Source organism: Achromobacter animicus (assembly GCF_040775605.1).
GTDB lineage: Bacteria > Pseudomonadota > Gammaproteobacteria > Burkholderiales > Burkholderiaceae_B > Achromobacter > Achromobacter animicus.
In genome coordinates this window covers 6007594-6033978 of record NZ_JAYGJK010000001.1, presented here as the reverse complement: position 1 = coordinate 6033978, position 26385 = coordinate 6007594, and the positions used below count along the sequence as shown (strand labels likewise).

The window sequence follows — 26385 nt, the reverse complement described above, 5'->3', positions numbered from 1 at the left end:
AGCCGGACGGCATTGCCGTCCGGCTTTGGTCAAGCGTGGCGCTGAATCAGTCGCGCGCCGCCTTGTACTCCAGGCGGTACTTGTGCAGCAGCGGCTCGGTGTAGCCGTTGGGCTGGGTCAGGCCTTCGAACACCAGGGCGCACGCGGCCTTGAATGCCAGCGATGTGTCGAAGTTGCCAGCCATCGGCTGGTAGAGCGGGTCGCCCGCGTTCTGGCCGTCGACGACCTTGGCCATGCGCTTGAAGGTCTCGGTGACCTGATCGCGGTTCGTGATGCCGTGACGCAGCCAGTTGGCGATGTGCTGGCTGGAAATGCGCAGCGTGGCGCGGTCTTCCATCAGCCCCACGTTGTGGATATCGGGCACCTTCGAGCAGCCCACGCCCTGGTCGATCCACCGCACCACGTAGCCAAGAATGCCCTGCACATTGTTGTCCAGTTCCTGCTGGATGTCGGCGGCGGACCACTTGGCGGGATCGCCGACCGGCACCGTGAGCAGGCCATTGAGCAGGTCGTCGCGCACGCTGTCGAGTTTCGTGCGTTCGAGTTCCTGCTGGACCGCCTGCACGTCGACCTGGTGGTAATGCAGCGCATGCAGCGTGGCAGCGGTGGGCGAAGGCACCCAGGCGGTATTGGCGCCGGCCTTGGGATGCGCGATCTTTTGTTCGAGCATGGCGGCCATCAGGTCGGGCATGGCCCACATGCCCTTGCCGATCTGAGCGCGGCCGCGCAGGCCGGCGTCCAGGCCCACCAGCACGTTGTTGCGTTCGTAAGCGGTGATCCACGCGCTGGACTTCATGTCGCCCTTGCGCAGCATGGGACCGGCTTCCATGCCGGAGTGCATCTCATCGCCAGTGCGGTCCAGAAAGCCGGTGTTGATGAAGGCGACGCGCGAGGCGGCAGCTTCGATGCAGGCCTTGAGGTTGACGCTGGTGCGGCGCTCTTCGTCCATGATGCCCATCTTCAGCGTGTTGCGCGGCACGCGGATCAGGTCTTCGACGCGGTCGAAGAGTTCGCTGGCGAATGCGGCTTCGGCGGGGCCGTGCATCTTTGGCTTCACGATGTAGACGGAGCCCGTGCGCGAATTGAGCTTGTGCTTGCGGTCCTGCACCGCGGCCAGGCTGGTGACGACGGCATCGAGAATGCCTTCGGGGATTTCCTGGCCGTCGCGATCCAGCACGGCCGGGTTGGTCATCAGGTGACCCACGTTGCGCACGAACATGAGCGAGCGGCCATGCAGCGTCAGCGCCGAGCCGTCCGGCCGCGTGTAGTTGCGGTCGGCGTTGAGCTTGCGGGTGAAGGTCTTGCCGCCCTTGGTGACGTCCTCGGTCAGGTCGCCCTTCATCAGGCCAAGCCAGTTGCGGTAGATCTGCACCTTGTCGTCGCCGTCGACGGCCGCGACCGAGTCTTCGCAGTCCATGATCGTGGTGAGCGCGGCCTCGACCACCACGTCTTTCACACCCGCCGCATCGGTGGCGCCGATGGTGCTGGCGCGGTCGATCTGGATTTCGAAATGCAGGCCGTTGTTCTTGAGCAGGATCGCGGTGGGAGCGGACGCGTCGCCTTGGTAGCCGACGAATTGCGTGCCCGTCTTCAGTCCGGTCGCGCCCGTGGCAAGCGCCACGCGAAGCTGGCCGCCTTCGACCGTGTAGCCCTTGGCATCCGCATGCGAGCCCTGCGCGAGCGGCGCCGCGGTGTCCAGGAAGCTGCGCGCGCGGGCGATGACGGCGGCGCCACGTTCCGGGTTGTAGCCGCGGCCCGTGTCGCCGGGCGTGGCAGGGATGGCGTCGGTGCCGTACAGGGCGTCGTACAGGCTGCCCCAGCGCGCGTTGGCGGCGTTCAGCGCATAACGCGGATTGGACATCGGCACGACGAGCTGCGGGCCGGCCTGCTGCGAGATCTCGGTGTCCACGTTGTCGGTGGTGGCGCGCACGGTGGCAGGCTGCGGCAGCAGGTAGCCGATGCCTTCGAGGAACTTGCGGTAGGCGGCGGGATCCGTGATGGGACCGGGATGGGCGCGATGCCAGGCATCAAGTTCGGCCTGCAGGCGATCGCGTTCGGCGAGCAAGGCCCGGTTCTTCGGCGCCAGATCGTGCACCAGGGCCGCGAAGCCTTGCCAGAAGTCGTCGGCCTCCAGGCCGGAACCGGGCAGCGCTTCCTGTTCAATGAATTGGCTGAGATTGGCCGCCACTTGCAGGCCGTGGTGCTGGATGCGTTGAGTCATGCGGTTCTCTGGCGTTGAGTCAGGCTGACCGGCGCGGCGCGCCGGGTGAGGGTGCTGACATCATCGTCCGCGACCGCGCCGATGTCCATACGGAAACCCGCTGGTCATACCAGTTTGTGCGGCGCACCCCGGGCGGAATATAAATTTTTATGGTTTGATATCAGCCACTTACCAAGGAAAGGCCGATCCGCGAGAGCGCCGACCGCGCATGGTCATACCACTGGTCGCGGAGAATGCATGCACGCGGAAACTGAAGAAAAGCCCCGTCAGGTGGCCGATGAAGTCGCCGAACGGATCGAGCGTCTGATTCTGGACGGCGTCCTCAAGGCGGGCCAGGCCCTGCCGTCCGAGCGGCGCCTGACCGAAAAGCTGGGCGTGTCGCGCACGGCGCTGCGCGAGGGCCTGAAGCTGCTGCGCGCCCGCGAGATCATTCACACGGCGCAGGGCAAGGGCTCGTTCGTTGCGCGCATCTCGAAGGTGGACGCCGGGCCGCTGATGCACCTGTTCAATTCGCAGCCCCGCACGCTGTATGACCTGCTTGAAGTGCGGTCGCTGCTGGAGGCCGAATCGGCACGGCTGGCCGCCATCCGCGGGACCGAGGCCGATTTCATCATGATCCGGCGCCGGTATGACGAGATGGTGTCCGCGCAGGGCGCCGCCACTGACACCGCCACCCACGCGCATCTGGACCACGCCTTTCATCTGGCGATCTGCGAGGCCTCGCACAACCCTGTGCTGGTGCATACGCTGCAATCGCTGACGGATCTGCTGCTGGGATCGGTGTTCGCGTGCGTGAACAACCTGTACCACCGCGAGCCCGAGAAGCGCCAGATCGACCGCCAGCACACGCGGCTGTTCAACGCGGTGATCGGGCGCCAGCCAGAGCAGGCGCGCAAGGCCGCGGCCGATCATGTCGACAGCGTGCGCCAGAGCCTGTCGGATATCGAGCAGGAAGAGCAGCGCCTGGTGCGCGCGACGCTGCGTCTGGAAGGCTGGACGTAGCGCCGCGCGCTGGCGGCGACGAGGCCGGCTGTGATGACGGCCGTGATGACGGACTCAGCGATCGGCCACCGCGCACCCGGCCAGCGCCAGCGGTTTGCCCGCGTAAATGCGGCCGAATCGGTTGTTGAGCAATGCCTCAAGGCCAATCGCCTCTTGCCCCACGAAGCCCTGCTGCGGCAGAACGCCGTGCGCCACCAGATCTAGGGCCGCGCAAATGCCTGCGGCCGTGGACAACTGGATTGCGCTCAGGCGGTGGCCGTCGACTTCCGCGCCGAAGACACGAATCGGATACGACTCTTCTTCCAGACGGCCGTGGCGGTAGCCGGACGCCGATGCCTGGATCACGATCACGTCCTGTTCGGTAGTGGGGATGGCCGACTCGAAGATGTCCTTGAGCAGGTCGCGGCGGTCGCGCAGGCGCAGGTCATTGAGCAGCAGCTTCATGATGTTGCAATGACCGGGATAGCGCACTGACTTGTAATCGACGTTGCGCGCGCGGCCCAGCAGCGTCGCGGGCAAGGTGCCCAGGCCGCCGGAGGTGTTGAAGGCTTCGTACTCCACGCCGTCCAGCGCAAAGGTTTCGTAGCCTTCCAGTGCGGGCACGCTGGTCAGTTGGCCGTCCACGATCGCCTCGCAGGGATTGCAGTATTCGTTGATCAGCCCTTCGGTGCTCCACGTCAGGTTGTAGCGCAGGCTGTTGGACGGATAGCGCGGCAGTGCGCCGACGCGCATGCGCAGATCGAGCAAGGTGTCGAAGCGGCGCGCCAGCGCGTTGCCGACGATGCCGATGAAGCCGGGCGCCAGGCCGCATTGCGGCATCAGCACGCTGCCGGTGTCATGGGCCAGCGCCTGGATCGCGTGCGTGCTGGCCACGTCTTCGGTCAGGTCGAAGTAATGTACGCCGGCCTTGGCGCACAGGCCCGCCACTGCGATCGCGCGATGAAAGGGCAGCGCATTGACCACCGCGTAGGCGCCTTCGATGCAGCGGGCCACGCCGGCATCGTCGCTAACCTGGCGCGTTTCGCAGCCCAGTTCGGCAAGCACGGCCAGCCGGCTGGCGTCCTGGTCCGCGACGAGGACGGAATAATCGCCGCTGCGTTCCAGCATCAGCGCGATCGCAAAACCGATTTTTCCGGCGCCCAGCAGAACGATGGGCTTGGTGTGCGTGGACATGGTGCGGCTCCTGCAAAATGAGAGGGAAGGGAAGTGGCCCCATCCTATGCGGGAGTGCTGTCGATTTGTAGCGGCTAAACCGTCGAATCGGCTGCAAGTCGCGTCGATATGACCGTTGAAGTGGTCGAAGCGTCAAAGAAAAAGCCCTCTGGCTTGTGGCCAGAGGGCTGCCTGGTAGCGATTCACGGCCGGCGTGGCCCGTGGATCAGCTGCCCAGGTGGGGGGGATAGTCCAGGTTGCCGAAGGTCACCAGGCCTTCGGTCTTGGCTTGTGCCAGTTGCGATTCGACTTGGGCGCGGCTCAGCGACGTGGCGGAGGCCGAGGCGGCGACGGGCGGGTAGTCCATGTTGCCGAAGGTCACTTGGCCGGCGTTCTTGGCCTGGGCCAGGTCGGCTTGAACTTGCTGCGAGGTCAGGCTGGAGTGTTGAGCGATGGGGGCGGGGTAGCCTTCTTCGCCGAACGTGTATTGGCCCGAAACCTTGGCTTGTTGCAGCTCGGCTTGAACTTGAGCGCGGGTGGGGGCTTGGTCGGCTTCGGCGGCTTGAGCGCCGGCAGCCAGAACGGACATGGACAGCATCAGTGCGGTAGCAAGGGTTTTCATGGCAGACCTCCGAGTCTTGTGAGCTTGGGATTCGAGCCCCAGGCCTGACTGCCTGGGGCTCGCTTGCTGTGTCCCGATGAGAGGCATTCTGTGCCTAAACAACCCTGGGATAAACCCTTATTACCTGAAAACATCTTTCCAAAATCATGGCTAATCGGTTTGGATTGTCCATGTTGGCGCCATGGGTGGCGATATTTCCATTGTGTGACGCGTCAGATTTCCCGGCCTTGGAGGTCGGCTCGACGGCGAATGGGAGGACGACTGGAGGAGTGGGCGCGCGGCCGGCTCGGGGCAGGCAGAGGCAGACATCGGAGGGGGCGCGGCGAGGTAGCGGCCGCAGGAGAGTGGGAGATAAGCGGCGGCCAGCGCGCGCGACGCCCTGGCTCGCGGGCACGTCAGGTCAGCGGTTCAGGTCGGCCAACGCGTCGTTGTATTCGGCCTGTGCTTCTTCAAGCTTGCGTTGGGCCTTGTCGATCTTGTCCTGCTTGCCCTTGGCTTTCGCCTCTGTCAGCTCTTGCTGGCGTTCGGCCACTTTGGATTGCTTCTCGCGCACGTCGGCCTCGCGCTGCGACTGCAGGCGGCTGTCGGTGCAGCTTGCCTTGGCTTCGGACAATGCCTTGCGCAGGCCCGCCTCGCGGCGCGAGTTGTTCTGCGCCTGCGCGGCGGCAATGTCGTTTTCGATGTGGCAGAACTTGGCGGCGCAACCGCGCAGCGGGGCGCAATCGGTGGCGGCTTGTGCGGGCAGCGTGGCGAAGAGGGCGCACACGGCGGCGGCGGTGGTCAGGGATTTGATCATTGCAGGCATGCGGTGACTCCGTGACGTGGGGCGGAAGGCCCATCATCGCCTGAGGCCGTCAATCCCGCAAATGCACGGCCCGGAAGTGCCGCCTGGCACCGCCCGGAATTACCGCCCGAAAGTGCGGCCCAAAAGTGCGGCCCAAAAGTGCGGCTCGAAAGCGCGGGACGCGCAGACGTCGCCATGTCGCGCTTCCGCGCCGCTTCATCCGCGCCGCATCAGCGGATCAACGTGCCCGCCAATGCCGCGGCAACCAGCAATGCGCCCAGCCACAGGTTGGCGCGGAACAGCATGAAATTGCGGTGGGGATGCTGGATGTCGAACACCTTCAACTGCCAGGCCAGATGCGCGGCCACAGCGACCATGCCGACCTGATAGGCCCACGACAGGCCGATGGCATAACCGCCCCAGGCCCACAGCAGCACGGTGCCTGCGTAGAACCCGCCAATCCAGAGCTTGCCCTGGTCGCCGAAGCGCATCGCGGTCGAGTGCAGGCCGACGCTGCGGTCGTCGCGCACGTCGACGTAGGCATAGATGCTGTCGTAGCCCACCTGCCACAGCACCGCGCCCAGCCACATGGCGATGGCGGCGAGCGGCACGTGGTTCTGCGTGTCCGACCAGGCCATCAGCATGCCCCAGTTGAAGCAGATGCCCAGCACGACCTGCGGCCAGTAGGTGACGCGCTTGCACAGCGGATAGATGAAGACGAAGGGCAGCACGGCCACCGCCAGCCAGCGGCTCATGTCGTTCAGGAAGAACAGCAGCGACCCGCAGACCAGCAACTGGCCCAGGAGAAACCACACGGCGTTCTTCATCGACAGCTGGCCGCTGGTCAGCGGACGGAAGCGCGTGCGCTCGACGTGCTTGTCGAAATCGCGGTCGCACATGTCGTTGACGGTGCAGCCGATGCCGCGCATCAGCAGGGCGCCCAGCGAGAAGACGATAAGGCGTTGCAGGTCGGGCAGGCCGCCCGCGGCCTGGACCAGCGCGGCAATGGCCGGCAGCAGGGTCAGCCAGGTGCCGATAGGGCGATCCAGGCGGCACAGCCGCGCGTAGGGCCGCCACGACTTCGGCAGCCAGCGTTCGACCCAGTCGGTGAAGACGATGTCACTGAGATCGGCGGGGGATTGTTGCGAAGCGCTCACTGTCACGGTCACAAGTGGTCGGGAAAGCCGACAGCATAAAACAACGGCCGGGCATCGCGCCCGGCCGATCGGTCATCAAGGCATCCGCGCCGCCCCTTCAAGGGACGACGGCGGACGTTGTCATTCCGCCTTCAGCAGCTTGCCCAGGATGGCGATGCCGGTGCGGATCTTGTCTTCCGGCACGGTGGCGAAACTGAGGCGCAGCGTGTTGCGCTTGCCTTCGCCGCTGTAGAACGGCGCGCCGGGCACGAAGGCCACGTTCTGCGCGATGGCCTTTTCGAGCAGCTTGGTGCTGTCGATGTGCTCGGGCAGCGTCAGCCAGATGAACATGCCGCCTTCCGGCTTGGTCCAGGTGACGGTGGACGGGAATTCCTTCTGGATGGCGTCCAGCATGCAGCTGCCCTGGGCGCGGTAGATCTCGCGCACGTTCGGCAGGTGCTCGGCCAGGAAGCCGTCCTTGACGATCTCGTACACGGCCATCTGGGTCAGCGTGGGCGTGTGCAGGTCGGTTGCCTGCTTGGCCTGCACCAGCTTGTTGATGAGCGCGCGGCCGCCAGCGATGTAGCCCAGGCGCAGGCCCGGGGCCAGCACCTTCGAGAACGTGCCCAGACGCACGACGTTCGCGCCGTATTCCTTGGCAAGCGCGATCAGGCCGGGCTGCGGCTCGCCGGCGTAGCGCAGTTCGCCGTAGGGATCGTCCTCGACGATGGTCAGGCCCAGTTCGGCGGCGCGCTTGACCAGCGCGATGCGGCGCTCCAGGTTGAGCGTGCGGCCGGTCGGGTTCTGGAAGTTGGGCAGGGCGTACAGGAAGCGGGCGCCGTCAGCCAGTTCGGGCGTGATGGCTTCGGGGATCAGGCCGCCTTCGTCGGTGGGCACGGGCACGAAGTTCGGCTGGTACAGGCTGAACGATTGCAGTGCGCCCAGGTAGCTGGGGTCTTCGACCAGGACCTTGCTGTCCTTGTCGATCAGCACCTTGCCCAGCAGATCCAGCGCCTGCTGCGAGCCGGACACGATCAGGACCTGGTCGGGGGCGATGTCGGCGCCGGAGGCGGTCAGGTCATCGGCCACCCACTTGCGCAGGGGCGCGTAACCTTCGGTGGGACCGTATTGCAGTGCCGCGCGGCCGTTGGTGGACAGGACCTTGTCGAATGCCGCACGCACCACTTCTACCGGGAAGCCGCCGGGCGCGGGCAGGCCGCCTGCGAACGAAATGACTTCGGGGCGCTCGGTTACCTTGAGAATCTCGCGGATGGCGGAGCTGGTGAGTTGCAGGGCGCGTTCCGAAAAGGAAAACGCAGGTTCGAGGGGCTTGTCCATGGAGTGCTTCTTGATCAAGAAGGGTGGGTCGGTTGATGCGTTTGACAACAAAGTATTGTCCCACACGGTAACAGCCCGGCCCTTTTATCGGGTGGAACCCCTAAAATCACCTGCATCGATAACCGCCAGTACAGTTACATTTTCATGTTCGAAGCCGCTCCCATCGTCGCCGATTCCAAGGCCGCCCTGTATGCCGAACTGACCATGCAGGCGCGCGCGCTGCTGGAAGGCGAACCCGACCGCATCGCCAACGCCGCCAACCTGAGCGCGCTGGCGTTCCAGGCACTGCCCGACCTGAATTGGGTGGGCTTTTATTTCTTCGACGGCGCGGAACTGGTCCTGGGCCCGTTCCAGGGCAAGCCCGCGTGCGTGCGCATTCCGCTCAATCGCGGCGTGTGCGGCGCGGCCGCCAGCCAGCGTCAGACGCAGCTCGTGCCGGACGTGCATGCCTTTCCCGGCCACATCGCCTGCGACGCGGCCTCGCGTTCGGAAATCGTGGTGCCGTTGGTGCACAAGGGCGAACTGATCGGCGTGTGGGACGTGGACAGCCCCGTGCCCGACCGGTTCGACGAAGACGACCGCAAGGGCATGGAGGCGCTGTGCGCGGTGTTCCTGGCGACGCTCAGCTGAACGCCTGCCTGCGGCGCGGCCGGCAGTACGGCGCGCCGCCGCGTTGACACCGCCGCGCCCGCCCGGTAGATTTCTGCATCCGCCGCATATCGCGTCCCGCTCATCCATGATTCATCAGGCCCACCAGACTGCTAGCCACCTCCGCGCCCTTGGCGTGGTGCTGGCTGCCGCCGGCCTGAAATCCAAAAAACAGCCGCTCATCTGACCGGAGCATGCTGTTCCGTCAGATGGGCGACGGAACAGCGGCCTCCTGGCGGCGCTTTGGCGCCTCCGCGCGCACCCCCTGACCTCCCGAGCACTTCTGTACGGTCCCCCAACGGTCCATACGAAGGAGTGTTCTCATGCAATCTCAACAATCTCTGTTCCAGGGCGTCTGGGTGCCGCTGGTCACGCCGTTTTCCGGCGGCCATGTCGACGGCGGGGCGCTGCGCCGCCTGGTGCGCCACTACGTGGCCGCAGGTGTGGACGGGCTGGTCGTTTGCGGCAGCACGGGCGAGGCCGCGGCGCTGGACGATGCCGAACAGCTTGCCGTGCTGGATACGGTGCTGACCGAGGCGGGCGACCTGCCCATCATGATGGGGCTGGCGGGCAATCATCAGGGTCACGTGCTGCATCGGCTGACGGCGTTTGGCACGCGTCCCCTGGCCGGCATCCTGGCGCCCGCGCCGTACTACGTGCGGGCGGGCCAGGAAGGGGCCGCGGCCTACTTTCGCTGCCTGGCCGATGCCTCGCGCTTTCCGCTGGTGCTCTACGACATTCCGTACCGGACCGGCACCACGCTGGAGACGTCCACGCTGCGGGCGCTGGCCGCGCATCCCAACATCGCCGCCATCAAGGATTGCGGCGGCTCGCTGGACAAGACGGTGGCGCTGATCAGCGATGGGCAGATGAACGTCCTGGCCGGCGAAGATCTGCAATCGCTGTCCGCGATGTGCCTGGGCGCCACCGGCATGATCGCCGCGGCCGCGCACGTGCGCCCCGATCTCTTCGTGACGATGCACCGCGCGGTGCGGGCGCAGCGGCTGGACGAAGCCCGATCGCTGTTCCATGCGCTGGCGCCGGTGATCCAGCTGGTGTTCGGCGAGCCCAATCCCGGTCCGCTGAAGGCGGAGCTAGCGCGGCAGGGGCTGCTGTCGAACGAACTGCGCCTGCCCATGCTGCCGGCCAGTGAAGCCCTCGCGGCGCGCTTGGGCGCCGCCGTGGACGCGCTGGACCGCCAGTTTCCAGCGCAAGGCGTCACCCTGCGCGCGGCGTGAGCGCTTTGTGGCGTCCGGATTCAATTGGTAATAAATCGCCTACCGGGAAGCTGACGGATTGCTTATGATGCGGCCATTCTTCGGGGTGACATAAAACCTTCATGGGCCAAGCTTTTGAAGCCTTGTCCGCCTGGCAGGTCATGCTGGCGGGGCTGCTCTTCTTCGGCGGCATCTACCTGGTCTTTGGCGCGGCCACCTGGTTGCTGACCCGGCACATCCTGCCGGCCCTGGGGCTGGGCCGGCCGCTCGATCCACGGCCGCTCGCGCCGGGCCAGTTGCGCCGCGAGCTGGCGCAGTCAGGGCTGTCGATCCTGTTGTTCGGCACCGGCATGATCTTTCCGTGGGGCCTTCTGCAATTAGGGTGGGCGCGTCTGGACCCGGACGCGAGCTGGCAGCAGATCGTGCTGGAAATTTTGGCGCTGGTGGCCTGGAACGACGTGCATTTCTGGATCAACCACCGGCTGCTGCACACGCGGCTCTTGCGCCGCTTTCACCTGCCCCATCACCGCTCGGTCGTGACCACGCCGTTCTCGACATACAGCTTTCATCCCATCGAGGCGCTGATGCTGGGCAACGTGATCCTGCTGCCGATGGTGGTGCACGATTTCAGCTTCTGGTCGTTGTTGTCGGTGCCGCTCTTTAGCCTGTTCTTCAATTGCATCGGTCACGCCAACTACGATTTCTTTCCCAAGGTCTCGTACGCGCACTGGTTCGCCGCCAGCCGCCGGCACCATCTGCACCACGCCTGCTACAACGGCAACTACGGCTTCCAGTTCACCTTCATGGATCGCCTGTTCCGCACGCGGCTGGGGGCGGAAGCCGCCGAGCGACAGCTGGAAGCCTATCGGCAGCGTGAGTCCGGCGCCGGCCTGCGAGGCTCCGCATAGTGGCGGCAAGGATCGGCCCGAATGGCCAGAGCGGCCCGCGGCGTGCGCTGCCCACGCTGCGCAACCGGCGGGACTGGCAGAGCCTGACCTATCTGGCTGCGCTGCCCCTGCTGGCGGCCTGGCAGTGGTTCAACGGGTTCTGGTGGCCGGCCTATGCGCTGATGCTGTTTCTGACGCTGGGCATCGGCGTCATCCATCACAACCACACGCACATCCGGATGTGGCGCGGCCGCTGGGCCAACCGCATCACCGACTTCTGGATCACGCTGCTGCAGGGCCATCCGACGTTCGTGTTCTATCCGGCCCATGTGGCCAATCATCACCGCTACAAGCATGGCGAGCGCGATGTGGCGCGCACGTACCGGTTTGGCGGCGACACCAACCATTTGTGGGGCTACGTCATCCATCCCGTGCAAGCGGCCTGGGTGCTGTATCCCCTGTTTTTCGCGTGGCTGGGCCGGCTGCGCAGACACTGGCCGGGCGCCTTTCGCTATTGCATGGCGCAGTACGGCGCGTGGCTGGGCCTGTGGGCCGGGCTGATCGCGGTGAACCCGGTCAAGGCGCTGGTGTTCGTGATCGTGCCGCAGCTGCACGGCCTGCATTGGCTGCTGGCCACCAATTATCTGCAGCACGCGCATGCGGACGGCGGACCGCGGCACGTTGCGGGCCTGAACTACGCGCGCAATTTCGAGGGGCTGGTCAATCCGCTGCTGTTCAACATCGGCCTGCACACCGCGCACCACGAGCATCCGCGCGCGCACTGGTCCGAGCTGACCGGCCTGCATCGTGACTACTACCGCAGCCGCGTGCGTGCTGAATTGAACGAGCGCGGCCTGGTGCCCTATATGTTCCGCACCTTCGTGCTGGGCGCTTTCGTGCCGCGCTTTCGCAGCCGTTCCTGCATGGCGCCCGAGCACCTCCGCTAGCGCCGTACACCCCCATTTCCCAACCAGAGATCCGTCATGCCCATTGCGTTTCATCGTGTCTACCTGGAGAGCGCCGGCTATTTCATGCCGGGCGAGCCCGTGTCCAACGAAGCCATGGACGACTACATCGCGCCGCTGAACCGCATGTCCAGCCGGATCAAGAGCCGCATCCTGGCCGAGAACGGCATCAAGCAACGCTACTACGCGATCGATCGGGATGGCGCGACCGTGTTCTCGAATGCGCAGCTTGCAGCCAACGCAATTCGCGATTGCCTGCGGCGCCATGACACCGACCTGTCGGCCGTGTCGATGCTGGCCAGCGGTTCGTCCGGCGGCGATGCGCTGATGCCGGGCTATTCCAACATGATCCAGGGCGAGCTGGCCGCGCCGCCGATGGAGACGCTGTCAGTGCATGGCATCTGCGCCGCGGGCGTGTCGGCGATCCAGGCGGCCGCGCAAGGCGTCGAGTTGGGCGCGCATGCCAGCGCGCTGGCCGTGGCCAGCGAACTGCCGTCGCGCCTGTTCAAGCGCTCGCGCTTCGCTGCGCGCGGCTACGACGCCGACTTCGACGCGCATTTCCTGCGCTGGATGCTGTCGGACGGCGCCGGCGCGGTGCTGCTGGGAAATGGCCAGCGGCCGCTGCCCGGCGCGTCGCAGGGCGTGCGCCTGCGCTTGAAGTGGGTGCATCAGCGCTCGTTCTCCGGCGACTATCCGGTGTGCATGCAGTTGGGGCTGTCGGCCGACCGGAGCAAGGGGCATCTGGACTACCCGTCCTGGAACGAGGCCGAGGCCGATGGCGCGTTGTCGCTGCGCCAGGACATCCGCCTGTTGCCGCATCTGTTCGACATCGGCATTCACGAGTACGCCAAGCTGGTGCGCGACGGCTGGGTGGATCCGGACCAGGTCGATCACTTCCTGTGCCATTACTCATCGGAAAAATTCATCCCGGTCGTGGAAGACCTGATGGAGAAGGCCGGCCTGGTGATCCCGCGCGAGCGCTGGTTCAGCAACCTGGCGTGGCGCGGCAACACGGGCGCTGCCTCCATCATGATCATGCTGGCCGAGTTCCTGGAAACGCGGGAGGTCAAGCCGGGCGAACAGATCTTCTGCTACATCCCCGAGTCCGGGCGCTTCATGGCGGCCTACATGCTGCTGGAAGCCGAAGCGGTGCACGCCCAGCCGACGGTGGCCGCAGGCGTGTCGGGCGTCGCTACGCCGGGCGCCGCTGCGCGCGAAGACGCGGCGTCCGCCGACGCCGACGCTATCGCGCCGCCGCACGATCCCGACATGGCGCCGCAAGGCCTGGGCCAGCTTCTGACCGAACTCGCGGCGATCTGGCACGACTACCGCTCGCGCGTGTGGCGCACGCCGGTGGTCCGCCGCCTGCGCAACCGCCAATTCCAGACCACGGATTACCTGACGTGGATGGAGAACTGGATTCCGCAGGTGCGCGAAGGCAGCAAGTGGATGCGCGAAGGCGCTGCGTCGCTGACCGAGCAATACGCGCCGCTGGCCGCGCTGATCGACATGCACGCGGGCGAAGAGCAGAACGACTTCCAGATATTGTTCGACGACTACCGCACCGCGGGCGGCACGGTGGACAGCATTGATGCCCTGCGCCGCAATCCCGGCGGCGAGGCGCTCAATGCCTACCTGCACAGCCTGGCCGCCACGCGCGATCCGATCGGTCTTTTGGGCGCCATCTACATCATCGAAGGCACGGGGCAGCGCATCGTGCCGGCGCTGCTGCCGCTGCTCAAGGCCAGCCTGAAGCTGCCGCCCGACGCCTTCCGCTTCCTGGAATACCACGGTCACAACGATGAACACCATCTGGCGCGCTGGCTGTCGGCCGTGGAACTGGCGCTCGATTGCGACGAGGACGGCCGCGCCGAGCAGCGCATCGTTGACACCGCGCGCCGCACGGCGGCGCTTTACCTGATGCAGTTTCATCACGTGATGGAGGCGGACGCGGCATGAACAAGGAGCCCGAATTCCTTGCCCGGGAGCACGATCCGGCGGATCCCAGCCCCTGGCTCGCGTTGTACCTGGACCGCAGCACGCCGCTGCCGGACAAGGTCAAGAAGGCCTGGCTGACGGATTCCAGCTGCGCGTCGCGCCAGTACCTGTTGCCGTTCCTGCGGCCGCTTGCGCGGGCCTTCATCATCCTGATCCAGATCGTCAAGACGTTCCTGCCGCGCCGCTGGTCGCATTCCCGGGTGCTGCACCGCATCCTGGCATGGGGCTTGAAGCGGTTCGTGTCGCCCGAGGCCAACTGGCTGATCCTGCGGCATTTTCATCTGGGGGCGCAGGCGCTGGCGTTCATCGCGGCGAACTCGCCGGTGCCGATCACCACGACGCCGCTCGAGCCGATGACGATCGACGACCTGAAGGACGATCTGTTCGTCAAGCACGACCTGAATCTCTTCAACTTCGTCATCCGGCTGAACCAGGCGCTGCGGGATGCGGGCGTGGAGATGCATGCGCCGCAGACCGTGGACTTTTCCATGCTGCGCGACCCGCCGATCCGGCTGGAGGACATGCCGCAAGGCAAGCTGAACTTCCTGGACCTGCAAAGCGCCATCGAGCTGTTCACGCCGCTGTATCAACTGCTGCTGACCGACAACGACTTCTGGCGCGCGGCCAATTCGCTGCAGCTCGATGAGACCGTGGGCATCTATGCGGCCAAGCTGCTGGGCGCGCCGCAGCACCTGATCCTGGTCAACAACAGCCATCCGCTGGTGCCGATGTCTACGCTGCGTGCAGGCTACCGGCTGGTGCTGCACGGCCTGTCCACCGAGATGCTGCACAGCCTGCTGATGGAGATGAAGGCGGCCCAGGCGGGCGCCGAACCGCCGGCCCCGATCGCGTAGAAAAGGCGGCAGGGATCAGTGTTGACCCTGCGTTACACCGGCCAGCCGCTGGGCTATATTGCGACGCTTGTCCGACAAGCCCGCCGGAACACCCCTCCGCCGGGCGTCATAGGAATTGCCGCAAATGCCCCAGACGCTAGAGGTCATCGCCACCATCCTGTTTGCCGTGGCGGTCCTCCACACCTTTTCGGTTCCCTTCTTTGCGCGCCTGGCGCATCGGGGCGGGCCGCACGCGGGCTTCTGGCATCTGTTTTCCGAGGTCGAGGCCGTCTTCGGCGTGTGGGCCTTTGCGCTGATCGTGACCATGGCCGCGCTGGCCGGACCGTCGGCCGCCATCGATTACATGGACACGCGCAACTTCACGGAGCCGCTGTTCGTCTTTGTCATCATGGTGGTGGCGGCCAGCCGGCCGATTCTTGAGCTGGTGGGGTTGCTGGTCCGCATCGTGGCGCGGGCGCTGCCCATGCCGCGCGAGCTCTCGACCTTTTTCGTGGTGATGGCCCTGGTGCCGCTGGGCGGCTCGTTCATCACCGAACCCGCCGCGATGACGCTGGCCGCCATCCTGCTGCGCGACGCGTACTTTCGCAGCAGCGGCCGGGCCGGGTTCAAGTATCTGACGCTGGGCGTGCTGTTCGTGAACGTGTCCATCGGCGGCGTGCTGACCTCCTACGCCGCGCCGCCCGTCCTGATGGTGGCGGGCACGTTCGGCTGGGATTCGGCCTTCATGCTGCAGCACTTCGGCTGGCGCGCGGCGCTGGCGGTGTGCCTGAATGCGGGCCTGCTGACGTTCATCTGCCGCAAGGCGCTGCTCGAAGGCGCGGTGGGCACGCGCGGCGGCGTCGATGCGCCGGAGGGCGCCGGCAAGCGCGCGCCGGTGCCCGCCATCGTGATCCTGGTGCATCTGGTGTTTCTGGTCGCCATCGTGCTGACCGCGCACCATCCGGCCATCTTCCTGGGCCTTTTGATGATGTTCATCGGCTTTTCCGAGGCCTACAAGCGGCACCAGGACCGCCTGATGATCAAGGAGGGCCTGATGGTCGGCTTCTTCCTGGCCGGTCTCGTGGTGCTGGGTGGATTACAGAAGTGGTGGCTGCAGGGACTGCTTGGCGGGCTGGAGCCCTTCGTCCTGTTCTGGGGCGCGACGGCCCTGACGGCCATCACCGACAACGCGGCGCTCACCTATCTGGGGTCGCTCGTGGAAGGCACCAGCGAGGCCTGGCGCTACATGCTGGTGGCTGGCGCGGTCACGGGCGGCGGGTTGACGGTGATCGCCAACGCGCCCAATCCGGCCGGTTTCGCGATCCTGAAGAACCATTTCCCGGATGGCAGCATTTCGTCCGGGCGCCTGTTCCTGTGCGCCCTGGGACCGACCCTGGTGGCCGCCGTGATGTTCCTGCTGCCCGTGTAGGGAAAGGCCGCCCGCACCGGGGAGGCCGTGCCCCGGGCGCCGGCTTGCGGCCGGCAGGGTGGGGCGGACACCGACGCTTTATGAAAAACCGCTAAAATTCAAGACTTTCCCGTATTTTTCCGGCCTTGCCCAGCCGCCGAGCCTTGCGCCCGCGCGCGGCAGCAGGCGGAATTTGATATGCCGGGCTTGCGCCTGGGAGCCCTCGATGCCCATCTACGCCTATAAGTGCAGCGCCTGCGGCCATGCCAAAGACGTCTTGCAGAAGATTTCCGACGCGCCGCTTTCGGTTTGCCCCGAATGCGGCCAAAGCACGTTTTCCAAGCAGGTGACCGCGGCTGGATTCCAGCTCAAGGGCTCCGGCTGGTATGTCACGGACTTCCGTAACAACGGCAGCGGCAACAGCAGCAGCGGCGCCAACAGCAGCAGCCCGGGCGCCGCCCCGGCCTCCGCTGAAAGCGCCACGCCCGCCGCCGCGCCGGCTGCCGCGCCTGCCGCAGCCCCCGCCCCGGCGACGCCTGCTGCCGGCAGCGCCGCTTCCTAGAGCGCATCGCGATGCGGATGCGCGTCATCAAGAAGTATTTCATCACCGGGCTGCTGATCTGGGTTCCCCTGGTCATCACGGTGTGGGTACTGGGACTGCTGGTCGCCACCCTTGAAGGGTTCGTGCCCGGCTTCCTGTCGTCCGAATCGCTGTTCGGACTGGACATTCCCGGTTTCCGCTTCGCCCTCGTGATCGTGGTGGTGCTTCTGACGGGCGTGTTCGCCGCCAACCTGATCGGCCGCACCATGGTCGACCAGTGGGAAAGCCTGCTGGGCCGCATCCCGCTCGTGCGTTCCATCTACAACTCGGTCAAGCAGGTCAGCGATACCGTGCTTGCCCCCAACGGCCAGGCGTTTCGCCGCGCGGTGCTGGTGCAGTATCCGCGGGCAGGCGCCTGGACCATCGCTTTCGTCACCGGCACGCCCAGCGGTGAAGTGGCCGCCAGCCTGCCTGGCGACCACATCAGCCTGTACGTGCCGACGACCCCCAACCCCACATCCGGCTTTTTCCTGATGGTGCCTCGCGCCGAGGTCGTCGACCTTCAGATGAGCGTGGACGCGGCCTTGAAGTACATCGTTTCCATGGGCGTGGTCGCCCCGGTCCCGGGGGCAACGCCCGTGGTCCGGCCGGCTGCGCTCTCTCCGGCGCCGGGCGTGCAGGACGCACCCCGCGCCGATTCGTAACCCTTACACACCAAGCACAAAACGGAGTCATCCCGCATGCGTACCTGCTACACCGGCCAGGTTTGCCGTGACCATCTCGGCCAGACCGTCACCCTGTACGGCTGGGTGAACCGCCGCCGCGACCACGGCGGGGTCATCTTCATCGACCTGCGCGACCGCGCGGGCCTGGCGCAGATCGTGTTCGATCCGGACAACGCCGCCTTCGCCACCGCCGAGCGCCTGCGCAATGAATTCTGCGTCCGCGTCACCGGCCTGGTGCGCGAGCGTCCGGCCGGCACGGCCAACGCTGAACTGGCCTCCGGCGAAATCGAAGTGCTCTGCAAGGAAGTCGAGATCCTGAACGCGTCGGTCACGCCGCCGTTCCAGCTGGATGACGACAACCTGTCGGAAACCACCCGCCTGACGCACCGCGTGCTGGACCTGCGCCGTCCGCAGATGCAGCGCAACCTGATGCTGCGCTACCGCGTGTCCATCGAAACCCGCAAGTTCCTGGACGAGCTGGGCTTCATCGACATCGAAACGCCGATGCTGGCCAAGAGCACGCCGGAAGGCGCGCGCGACTACCTGGTGCCCTCGCGTGTCAACGCCGGCCACTTCTTCGCGCTGCCGCAATCGCCGCAGCTCTTCAAGCAGATGCTGATGGTCTCGGGCTTTGACCGCTACTACCAGATCACCAAGTGCTTCCGCGACGAAGACCTGCGCGCCGACCGTCAGCCGGAATTCACCCAGATCGATTGCGAAACCTCGTTCCTGAACGAATTCGAAATCCGTGAAATCTTCGAAAACCTGATCCGCCACGTGTTCAAGGTGGTGCAGGGCGTCGACCTGCCGTCGCCGTTCCCGATCATGCCGTGGACCGAAGCGATGCGCCGCTACGGCTCGGACAAGCCCGATCTGCGTGTGCAGCTCGAGTTCACCGATATCACCGACGTCATGCGCGACGTGGACTTCAAGGTGTTTGCCGCCGCCGCTACGGCGCCCGGCAGCCGCGTGGTCGCCCTGCGCGTGCCCGGTGGCGCCGAAATGTCGCGCAGCGAGATCGACGCCTACACCCAGTTCGTCGGCATCTACGGCGCCAAGGGCCTGGCCTACATCAAGGTCAACGAAGTGGCCAAGGGCCGCGACGGCCTGCAATCGCCCATCGTCAAGAACCTGCACGACGCCGCCCTGGCCGAACTGGTCAAGCGCACCGGCGCCCAGGACGGCGACATCATCTTCTTTGGCGCGGACCGCGAGAAGGTCGTCAACGACGCCATCGGCGCGCTGCGCGTGAAGATCGGCCACAGCGAGTTCGGCAAGAAGACGGGTCTGTTCACGGCCGGCTGGAAGCCGCTGTGGGTGGTGGACTTCCCGATGTTCGAATACGACGAGGAAGACGGCCGCTACACCGCTGCCCACCACCCGTTCACCAGCCCCAAGGACGGCCACGAAGACTTCCTGGAATCCGATCCCAGCAAGGCGTTCGCCAAGGCCTACGACATGGTCCTGAACGGCTGGGAAATCGGCGGCGGCTCGGTCCGTATCCACCGCGAGGAAGTGCAGAGCAAGGTGTTCCGCGCGCTGAAGATCGGCGCCGAGGAAGCCCGCGAGAAGTTCGGCTACCTGCTGGACGCGCTGCAGTACGGCGCGCCTCCGCACGGCGGCATCGCCTTCGGCCTGGACCGCATCGTCACGATGATGACCGGCGCCGAATCGATCCGCGACGTGATCGCCTTCCCGAAGACGCAGCGCGCCCAGGACCTCCTGACGCAAGCGCCGTCGGAAGTCGACGAGAAGCAACTGCGCGAGCTGCACATCCGCCTGCGCAACGTCGAAAAGGCGTAAAGCGCCGGAGCGCCGTTGGCGCTCCCCCCCGGCGGCCTTCTTCACGGGGGCCGCTGGCGGACCGGCAGCGCCGGATCCGCGGCGGTCTGCTTGAAGCACGATCCGCACTGGGCGCCACGCCCGAATCATGAGCAGGTTTCAAGTGTCTGATCAGTCAGTCTGGCGTGACCGCATGCCGCAAAGATGGGAATGCCCGGCTGAAATGGAGTAATCTGGCTAACGCCGCCAAACACGGCGGCGGCTGGCCAGAGGACCTACCGGGACCCGGCCGGTGGTTCCCAAGATTTGAAAGGCGCCATTGCTTCCATGTCGCTCATCCGAGTCGTCAGCTACAACATACACAAGGGCCGTTCGGCACTAGGCCGGCGCGACTCCCTGAATGAACTTCGCCTGGGCCTGTATGGCCTGCGCCCCGACCTGGTCTTCCTGCAGGAGGTCCAGGGCCGCAACGAGCAGAAGTCGCTGCTCGACGCCCAGCACGAATCCCTGGCCGCGGCATTGCGGCTGGATGTGGCCTATGGCCGCAACGCCATCCGTCACGCCACCGACCACGGCAACGCGCTGCTGTCGCGTTATCCCATCCTCGACCACGAAAATCTCGACATCTCCGACCATCGCCTCGAGCAACGCGGGCTGCTGCACGCGCGCATCGATGTGGGCGATCGGGCGGTGCATTGCTTCGTGGTGCATCTGGGCCTCTTTGCCGGCAGCCGCAGCCGCCAGATCCTGGCGCTGACCGAGCGCATCAAGCGCATGGTGCCCGACGGCGAGCCCATCCTGATCGCCGGCGATTTCAACGACTGGAATGACCGGCTGGCGCCCATGTTCGTGCAGCAGCTTGGGCTGTACGAAGTGTTTTCGCACGCCCCGCGCAGCCATGGCGGCGACCTGCCGCGCCTGCGCGACTCGGTCAAGCGGCTGTCCAACGCCCTGCGCGGTTTGCCCAGCAGCGGCGTCTCGGTCATGGAGCGCAACAACCAGCTCGGCATGGACGGCAGCTCCCGGCTGCTGGCGCCGCCGCCGCGCACGTTTCCCGCCGTGTTCCCGTGGTTCCGCCTGGACCGCATCTACCAGCGGGGCTTTGCCGTGCGCAGCGCCCGGGTGCTGCGCGGCCGCGAGTGGGCCAAGCTGTCCGATCATTCGCCCTTGCTCGCGGAGCTGGAACTCCCGTGAAGGACGAGCAGGACAGGCTGGAGTGGGTGCAGGGCAACGATATCCGTCTGCTCCAGAACGGCGCCGACTTCTTTCCCGCGCTGTGCGCGGCGATCGACGCGGCCACGGTCAGCGTGCACCTGGAAACCTACATCTTCATGCTCGACCGCACCGGCACGAAGGTGCTGGAGTGCCTGTCGGCGGCCGCGCGTCGCGGCGTCAAGGTACGCGTGGTCCTGGATGGCTTTGGCAGCGCGTTGCACGGAGAGCGCGTGCGCGTTGCGCTGACCAATGCGGGCGCGCAGTGCCGCATCTTCCGGCCCGAGCCGCGCTGGTTTGCGCGTTTCGTGCCATCGCGCAGCCGCCTGCGGCGCCTGCATCGCAAGGTCACCATCATCGATGGCCGCATGGCCTTCATCGGCGGCATCAACGTCATCGACGACTACGATGACCTGGATCCCACCGACGGCCTGACCGGTCCGCGTTTCGACTTCGCCGTGCAGGTCGAGGGCCCGCTCGTCACGCAGGCGGCCCATGCGCAGGATCTCCTGTGGGTGCGCCTGAACTGGGCGCGCCTGCGGCGCCATCCGCGCGACTGGCATCGGTTGCAGCTGCTCAAGCCGCGCGATGTTCCTGCGCCGCCTGGCGGCATGCTGCGCGCCGCGCTGGTGCTGCGCGACAACCTGCGCTTTCGCAGGACATTCGAGCGTGCCTATCTGTTCGGCATCTCGCGCGCGCGGCGCGACATCCTGATCGCCAATGCCTACTTCTTTCCGGGCGTGCGCTTTCGCCGCGCGCTGGCCAAGGCCGCCGCCCGCGGCGTGCGCGTGCGGCTGCTGTTGCAGGGCAAGGTCGAATACCGGATGCAGTATCACGCCACGCGTTCGCTGTATGACAAGCTGCTGCGCGACGGCATCGAGATCTACGAGTACATGCCGAGCTACCTGCACGCGAAGGTCGCGGTGATCGACAACGTGGCGACGGTGGGGTCATCGAACCTCGACCCCTTCAGCCTGCTGCTGGCGCGCGAGGCCAATGTCGTGGTCGACAGCCAGCCGTTCGCCTGGGACCTGCAGGAGCGCCTGGAAACCGCCATCCGCGAGGGCGGACGCTTCATCCGGCCGCTGGATTACCAGCGCCGGGGTTTCGTGCGGCGGTGGATCGATGCGGCGTCTTATGCGTTGCTGCGGATCGGCGTGGCGTTCACGGGCACGTCGGACAAGTACTGAACGCGGGTGCTCAAGTACGGGGTTTGAGAAGCCCCAGCGCCAGCGCCGTTCCCACCAGGATGATGGCCGCGCCAATCGCGATGGACGGCGTCACGGCTTCATCCAGCAGCGTTGCGCCCCAGACCACGCCGAATATCGGCACGAGGAACGTCACGCTCACGGCCGCAGTGGGACCCACATTGGCGATCAGCCGGAAGAAGATGATGTAAGCCGCACCGGTGCAGACCACCGCCAGCAGTATGGTGGAGATCCACGCGGGCGCCGATGCCGGCGTCTCCGGCCAAGCCGGAATGGCCAGCGGCAACAGCACGAGCGACGCGGCGATCATGCTGCCCGTGGCGCTTGCCAGCGCGTCCACACCTGTCAGGAAACGCTTTGTCCAGTTGGCCGCGATGCCGTAGAAGACCGGCGCCGATACGGCAGCGAGGACGGCGGGGCCTGTGCCGCCATCCTGGAAATTCAGCTTGTCCCAGACCAGCACGACGATGCCGATCAAGCCGATGAACAGCCCCAGCGACCGCATCCACGGGAGCCTGTCCTTGAGCCACAGCCACCCCACAACGGCGCCCCACACGGGCGTCACCGCATTGGCCACCGACAGGAAGCCGGCGCCCAGGGACTGTGCGGCATAGGCGTAAAGCAGAAAGGGCACGGCGGCATTGAGGGTGCCGACCACCAGCAACGCCTTCCAGTGGCGTCCGATGATCGGCAGCTTGCCGCGCCACATCGCGGCCGGCAGCAAGAACAGGGCGGCAAGTCCGACGCGCAGCTCGATCAGTGCGATGGGTCCGAACTCCTTGACCGCCACGCGCATGAACAGAAAAGAGCCGCCCCAGACGGCGGCCAGAAGCAGCAAATCCATCAGATTGCGTTGACGCATGATTTGTCTCGGGCGTACGCCTTATTTCCGGTTCGTGACCAGATTCTTCATCTTCACCCGGTGCGCCAGCAGCGCGCAGGTCAGGGACAGGACGATACACAGGATCAGCCCGGTCCGCACGCCGGAAAGCACCGTGCTGTGCGAAATCAGAATGCCGACCACGGCAGTGCCCAGCGCGCTGCCGATGGCGCGCGTGGTCTGCACCAGCGCCGAGGCCACGCCCACGTCGCGCCGCTCGCTCAGCATCTGCATGAAGAGCGTCAGGTTGGGCAACAGAAAGCCCAGCGCGCAGCCGTTGACGAAAAAGGCGGACAGGATCCACCACGCCGACGTGCCCGGTGAAATCAGCAGCACCATCAGCGAACCTGCGGCCAGCAGGCCGCCGCCGAACACCATCAGCCGCTGCGGCTCGGTCTGCTTGGGAAACATGCGGCCGTTGATGATGCTGCCGACCGAGATCGCGGCCACGAGCGGCGTCAGCAGCAGGCCCGCCTGGCTGGGCGTGTAGCCCAGCACCTGCTGCAACAGCAGCGGGCTGTAGAAGATCAGGATGAACATCACCGCGCCCACCATCATTGCTGCCACGTTCAAGAGGCGCGGGTCGCGGCCGGACAGCACGCGCAGCGGGAAGATCGGCGACTTCACGCGGCGTTCGGTCGGAATCAGGATGGCAATGGCGGCAGCGCCGACCAGCGCCAGCGTCAGGCCGAGCATCGGGTGCGCGTGTTCGCCGCTGGCGAAAGCAAGCTCCAGCGCGGCCAGCGGCGCGCCCACGGCCAGCACGAGCAGAATGGCGCCCACCCAGTCGATCTTGCGGCTGCCGTCGTGAATGGGCCGGATGCGCGGGAAATAGCGCGCCAACAGGAAGAAGGCGGCCGCCGCCGCGATCGGCGTGATGAAGAACGCCGCGCGCCACCCCAACGCCTGCGTGGCCGCCCCGCCCAGCACCGGGCCGATGCCGCTGGCCATGGCAAAGGCCGCGGACACCAGCGCCATCCATCTGACCCGCTGCTTGGCGTCGGGAAACAGATCCGCGGGCGCGGCGAATGCCGTGGCGATCATCATGCCGCCGCCCACCCCCTGCAGGGTGCGGAACACGATGAGTTGGGTCATGGATTGCGCCAGGCCGCAGGCGATGGAGCCCAGCGCGATGATCAGCACCGACACCAGCATCAAGGGCTTGCGGCCGAACATGTCGCCCAGCCGGCCGAAGATCAGGATGGAGGCCGCAGTGGCCAGCAGATAGCCCGTGCCGACCCAGGCGTAGAGCGCCATGCCGTTCAGCGCCTCGGCCACGCGTGGCAGGGTGGTGCTGATGATGGTGGAATCCAGGGCGGCAAGCACCACGGTGGCCGACACGCCTGCCATCGCCATCAGCAGGTCCCGACGTGAGCGTGTGGGATCAGTGGCTGGCTGCGGGGGCGTCGGCGGCGGATTCATGCCGTCAAGGATATCACCGGCACCCTAGGGTTATCACTTGTAAAACGTGTGGTATCCCCAGAAAACCGCGATGACCAGCACGACCAGCATCCAGGACCAGCGTGAATTCGAAAGGCCGCGCGCTTCTGGTTCGGGAGGCGGGGGAGGGGGCGCGATCCGCGGCTGTGCCGCCATGTGGTCGATGAAGGAAGCGAAGAACTTCTCGATGATCTTCTCGCCGGCCTTCAAGAGAACGCCTTCTCCGCATTCGCCCAGCTTGCCGCCCGCCATGCCGGCCACCGTGTAGGCCACGCGGGTGCCTTGGTCCTTGGTGGTCAGATTGATCTGCGCCGTGCCGATCGCCAGGCAGGCGGCGCGCCCCTTGCCTTCGAACACCAGCGTGCAGCTGTCGGGGGCGTTCATGTCGGAGAGCAGGATCTCGCCTTCGTAGTCGGTGTCGATGCCGGCGATCTTGGCGCGCAGCGTGACCGCATATTCGGTCGGGCTGCGCATGGCGACTTCGACACACCCGGGAATGCATTTCTGTAACACTCGCGGGTCGGTCAACGCATCCCATGTCTGGTGCTGCGTCGAAGGAATCCATTGGGCATCGGCAATGCGCATGGCTGTCTCCTTGTAGAAACGCTTTATGTGCATTCTGTGCCCAAAAGGCGGGTTTGGCTATCTCGGGGACAAAACCCTGCCAGGCCAAGCGGTCAATAGTGGTTGTCGCGGTCCTGCCGGTCGCCTGCCAGCAGCGAGATCCAGTGCCGAGTGGATTGGTCGTGCGACGGCGCCTGCGGTTCGCCATGGAGTTCGCGCAGGATGCCGCTGGCCATCTTCTTGCCGGCTTCGACACCCCATTGATCGAAGGGGTTGATGCCCCAGACCAGCGCTTGCACGAAGACCTTGTGCTCGTAAAGCGCGAGCAAGGCGCCGAGCGCCTCGGGCGTCAGGCGTGGAAGCACGATCAACGTCGAGGGCCGGCCGCCCTGATGGTGGCGGTGGCGGGCAAGCCATTGCGCATCGGCTTCCGGCATACCTTGCGCCTTCAGCGCCGCCTCATCCGCGTCGATCGATGTGCCCCGCAGCAACGTCTGGCGCTGCGCGAGGCAATTGGCCAGCAGCATGGCGTGTTCCTCGACCCATTGATGGTCGGCTTCGCGGCACATGATGAAATCGACCGCCGCGCCGTCCGTGCCTTGGTGCAGCCACTGGAAGAACGTGTGCTGCCCGTCCGTGCCCGGCATGCCCCACACCGAAGGACCGGTGGGCACGCCCACGGGCCGGCCGGCAATATCCACGGATTTGCCGAGCGACTCCATGTCGAGCTGCTGCAGATAGGGGGCCAGGTATTGCAGGCGGGCGTCGTAGGCGGCAATGCTCAGTGAGCCGTAGCCGAGCACGCTGCGGTTGGCGATGCCGGCCAGCGCGAGCTGCACCGGGGCGTTGTCGGCGATGTCGGCCTGGGCGAAGTGATCGTCCATCGCGGCGGCGCCGGCGCGGATGCCCTCGATCACGTCCAGGCCCACGGCCAGCGCAACCGGCAGGCCGACAGCCGACCAAAGCGAGTAGCGGCCCCCCACCCAGTCCCAGAATTGGAAGGTCTGGTTTTCGGGAATGCCGATCTTGGCCGCCGCCGCCGGCTTGGCAGTGATGGCGACCACATGGTCGTAAGGATTCTCTATGCCCGCATCGGCCAGCCACTGCACCGCGCGCCGCAGGTTCGCCAGCGTCTCGGCCGTCGTGAACGACTTGGACGTCACCACCACGAGCGTTTCACGGGGGTCCATGCCCAGGACTGCGTCCTCGATCGCGTGGCCGTCGATATTGGCGACGAACTTGAGGTCACGGCGGCAGCCGTAGCCACCGCACGCGTCTGTGGCCAGGCGCACGCCCCAGTCACTGCCGCCGATGCCGATATGGATGATGGACTTCCATTTGCCGTGCGCATCAGCGTCCTGCACGAAGTCGCGCACGCGCTGGTGTTCGTGGGCGACTTCCGCGATAGGCTGACGCGCGCGCAGCATCGTGTGCCACGCAGCCCGATCCTCGGTCATGTTGACAGGCTCGCCCGCCAGCAAGGCCTTGCGCGCGGTGTCGAAGCCGCGTGCGTGGAGCAGGGCGGCGCCGGTCTGCCGCGCGGCGGGCGAGTCGACATGCGCGCTCAAGTCAACGGTCAGGTCGGCAGCCTGCACGAGGCGCAGCGCGTCAGTGCAAAACGCGCCTTCCAGGACGGCTTCGGAAAATGCCTTCCATTCGGGCAGTTGCAGCAGGCTTGCGTGTTCAGCGGGCTTGAAAGGATGCATATTTTCGAGAATACGTCTTGATGCTGGAATCGAGGCAGCGGATGACCGGAATCATCATCCGAACTTTTCTTGCCGTTCGGAAAAGGTCCGCAGTTTAGCCGTTTGGCTGTTGTCGA

General features: G+C 66.0%; 23 protein-coding genes. 13 read left to right on the top strand and 10 right to left on the bottom strand.

The genetic code is table 11. The annotated features are described in order from the left end of the window. Positions 1 to 46: 46 nt before the first annotated feature. Complete coding sequence (locus tag AB3147_RS27595) at positions 47 to 2221, bottom strand: malate synthase G (protein WP_367353468.1); 2175 nt, start codon at positions 2219 to 2221, stop codon at positions 47 to 49. A gap of 237 nt (positions 2222 to 2458) precedes the next feature. Here AB3147_RS27595 and glcC point away from each other — a divergent pair, with 237 nt between their 5' ends. Beyond that, positions 2459 to 3223, top strand: a complete 765-nt coding sequence (gene glcC, locus AB3147_RS27590) for a transcriptional regulator GlcC (protein ID WP_175136906.1) — start codon at positions 2459 to 2461, stop codon at positions 3221 to 3223. 54 nt (positions 3224 to 3277) lie between these two features. Here the strand turns inward: glcC and AB3147_RS27585 are convergent, their stop codons facing one another. The 5 genes from AB3147_RS27585 to AB3147_RS27565 all read right to left on the bottom strand — a co-directional run bounded on the left by AB3147_RS27585 (position 3278) and on the right by AB3147_RS27565 (position 8255). Beyond that, the gene (locus AB3147_RS27585; RefSeq protein WP_367353467.1) at positions 3278 to 4396 is read right to left on the bottom strand and encodes a saccharopine dehydrogenase family protein; all 1119 of its coding nucleotides are present in this window, start codon (positions 4394 to 4396) and stop codon (positions 3278 to 3280) included. A gap of 205 nt (positions 4397 to 4601) precedes the next feature. Then, complete coding sequence (locus AB3147_RS27580; protein ID WP_175124752.1) at positions 4602 to 4997, bottom strand: DUF4148 domain-containing protein; 396 nt, start codon at positions 4995 to 4997, stop codon at positions 4602 to 4604. Positions 4998 to 5397: 400 nt separating this feature from the next. Next, complete coding sequence (locus AB3147_RS27575) at positions 5398 to 5802, bottom strand: DUF1090 domain-containing protein (protein WP_175124751.1); 405 nt, start codon at positions 5800 to 5802, stop codon at positions 5398 to 5400. Between the two features lie 209 nt (positions 5803 to 6011). Then, positions 6012 to 6938, bottom strand: a complete 927-nt coding sequence (gene ubiA, locus AB3147_RS27570; RefSeq protein ID WP_175124750.1) for a 4-hydroxybenzoate octaprenyltransferase — start codon at positions 6936 to 6938, stop codon at positions 6012 to 6014. A 120-nt stretch (positions 6939 to 7058) separates the two neighbouring features. Further along, complete coding sequence (locus AB3147_RS27565; RefSeq protein WP_175124749.1) at positions 7059 to 8255, bottom strand: aminotransferase-like domain-containing protein; 1197 nt, start codon at positions 8253 to 8255, stop codon at positions 7059 to 7061. Between the two features lie 144 nt (positions 8256 to 8399). On the opposite strand from AB3147_RS27565, the gene AB3147_RS27560 reads away from it, so the two are divergent. The 12 genes from AB3147_RS27560 (at position 8400) to clsB (ending at position 21661) form a co-directional block, all read left to right on the top strand. After that, positions 8400 to 8885 carry a GAF domain-containing protein gene (locus AB3147_RS27560; RefSeq protein WP_367353466.1) on the top strand — a complete coding sequence of 162 codons (486 nt, stop codon included), beginning with the start codon at positions 8400 to 8402 and terminating at the stop codon, positions 8883 to 8885. Between the two features lie 341 nt (positions 8886 to 9226). Next, positions 9227 to 10141: a 4-hydroxy-tetrahydrodipicolinate synthase gene (gene dapA, locus AB3147_RS27555; protein ID WP_367353465.1), complete on the top strand. Its 915-nt coding sequence runs from the start codon at positions 9227 to 9229 to the stop codon at positions 10139 to 10141. A 101-nt stretch (positions 10142 to 10242) separates the two neighbouring features. Continuing rightward, positions 10243 to 11028 carry a sterol desaturase family protein gene (locus AB3147_RS27550; protein WP_175136899.1) on the top strand — a complete coding sequence of 262 codons (786 nt, stop codon included), beginning with the start codon at positions 10243 to 10245 and terminating at the stop codon, positions 11026 to 11028. Continuing rightward, the gene (locus AB3147_RS27545) at positions 11028 to 11954 is read left to right on the top strand and encodes a fatty acid desaturase (protein ID WP_239216020.1); all 927 of its coding nucleotides are present in this window, start codon (positions 11028 to 11030) and stop codon (positions 11952 to 11954) included. Before AB3147_RS27550 ends, AB3147_RS27545 begins: the two co-directional genes overlap by 1 nt. 36 nt (positions 11955 to 11990) lie before the next feature. After that, positions 11991 to 13931 carry an iron-containing redox enzyme family protein gene (locus AB3147_RS27540; RefSeq protein WP_367353464.1) on the top strand — a complete coding sequence of 647 codons (1941 nt, stop codon included), beginning with the start codon at positions 11991 to 11993 and terminating at the stop codon, positions 13929 to 13931. Beyond that, positions 13928 to 14824, top strand: coding sequence for a DUF6999 family protein (locus AB3147_RS27535; protein WP_175124744.1), 897 nt, complete (start codon positions 13928 to 13930; stop codon positions 14822 to 14824). The genes AB3147_RS27540 and AB3147_RS27535 overlap by 4 nt, the downstream gene beginning before the upstream one ends. A gap of 124 nt (positions 14825 to 14948) precedes the next feature. Continuing rightward, positions 14949 to 16232, top strand: a complete 1284-nt coding sequence (locus tag AB3147_RS27530) for a putative Na+/H+ antiporter (RefSeq protein ID WP_286891842.1) — start codon at positions 14949 to 14951, stop codon at positions 16230 to 16232. Between the two features lie 205 nt (positions 16233 to 16437). Continuing rightward, complete coding sequence (locus AB3147_RS27525; protein ID WP_218342520.1) at positions 16438 to 16773, top strand: FmdB family zinc ribbon protein; 336 nt, start codon at positions 16438 to 16440, stop codon at positions 16771 to 16773. A gap of 17 nt (positions 16774 to 16790) precedes the next feature. Next, complete coding sequence (locus AB3147_RS27520; RefSeq protein WP_370632979.1) at positions 16791 to 17456, top strand: DUF502 domain-containing protein; 666 nt, start codon at positions 16791 to 16793, stop codon at positions 17454 to 17456. 36 nt (positions 17457 to 17492) lie between these two features. Further along, positions 17493 to 19280 (top strand): aspartate--tRNA ligase, encoded by a 1788-nt coding sequence (gene aspS / locus AB3147_RS27515; RefSeq protein WP_175124740.1) that lies wholly within the window; start codon positions 17493 to 17495, stop codon positions 19278 to 19280. A 306-nt stretch (positions 19281 to 19586) separates the two neighbouring features. Then, positions 19587 to 20453 (top strand): endonuclease/exonuclease/phosphatase family protein, encoded by an 867-nt coding sequence (locus tag AB3147_RS27510; protein WP_175124739.1) that lies wholly within the window; start codon positions 19587 to 19589, stop codon positions 20451 to 20453. Next, positions 20450 to 21661, top strand: a complete 1212-nt coding sequence (gene clsB / locus AB3147_RS27505; protein ID WP_175136895.1) for a cardiolipin synthase ClsB — start codon at positions 20450 to 20452, stop codon at positions 21659 to 21661. Before AB3147_RS27510 ends, clsB begins: the two co-directional genes overlap by 4 nt. Before the next feature lie 10 nt (positions 21662 to 21671). Here clsB and AB3147_RS27500 read toward each other — a convergent pair whose 3' ends face one another. The 4 genes from AB3147_RS27500 to pgi all read right to left on the bottom strand — a co-directional run bounded on the left by AB3147_RS27500 (position 21672) and on the right by pgi (position 26269). Beyond that, the gene (locus AB3147_RS27500) at positions 21672 to 22541 is read right to left on the bottom strand and encodes a DMT family transporter (RefSeq protein ID WP_218342522.1); all 870 of its coding nucleotides are present in this window, start codon (positions 22539 to 22541) and stop codon (positions 21672 to 21674) included. 21 nt (positions 22542 to 22562) lie between these two features. Continuing rightward, positions 22563 to 23915 (bottom strand): MFS transporter, encoded by a 1353-nt coding sequence (locus tag AB3147_RS27495; protein ID WP_191577564.1) that lies wholly within the window; start codon positions 23913 to 23915, stop codon positions 22563 to 22565. A 99-nt stretch (positions 23916 to 24014) separates the two neighbouring features. Next, positions 24015 to 24584, bottom strand: coding sequence for an SRPBCC family protein (locus tag AB3147_RS27490; protein WP_175136892.1), 570 nt, complete (start codon positions 24582 to 24584; stop codon positions 24015 to 24017). Positions 24585 to 24676: 92 nt separating this feature from the next. Then, complete coding sequence (gene pgi / locus AB3147_RS27485) at positions 24677 to 26269, bottom strand: glucose-6-phosphate isomerase (RefSeq protein WP_367353463.1); 1593 nt, start codon at positions 26267 to 26269, stop codon at positions 24677 to 24679. Positions 26270 to 26385 lie beyond the last annotated feature (116 nt).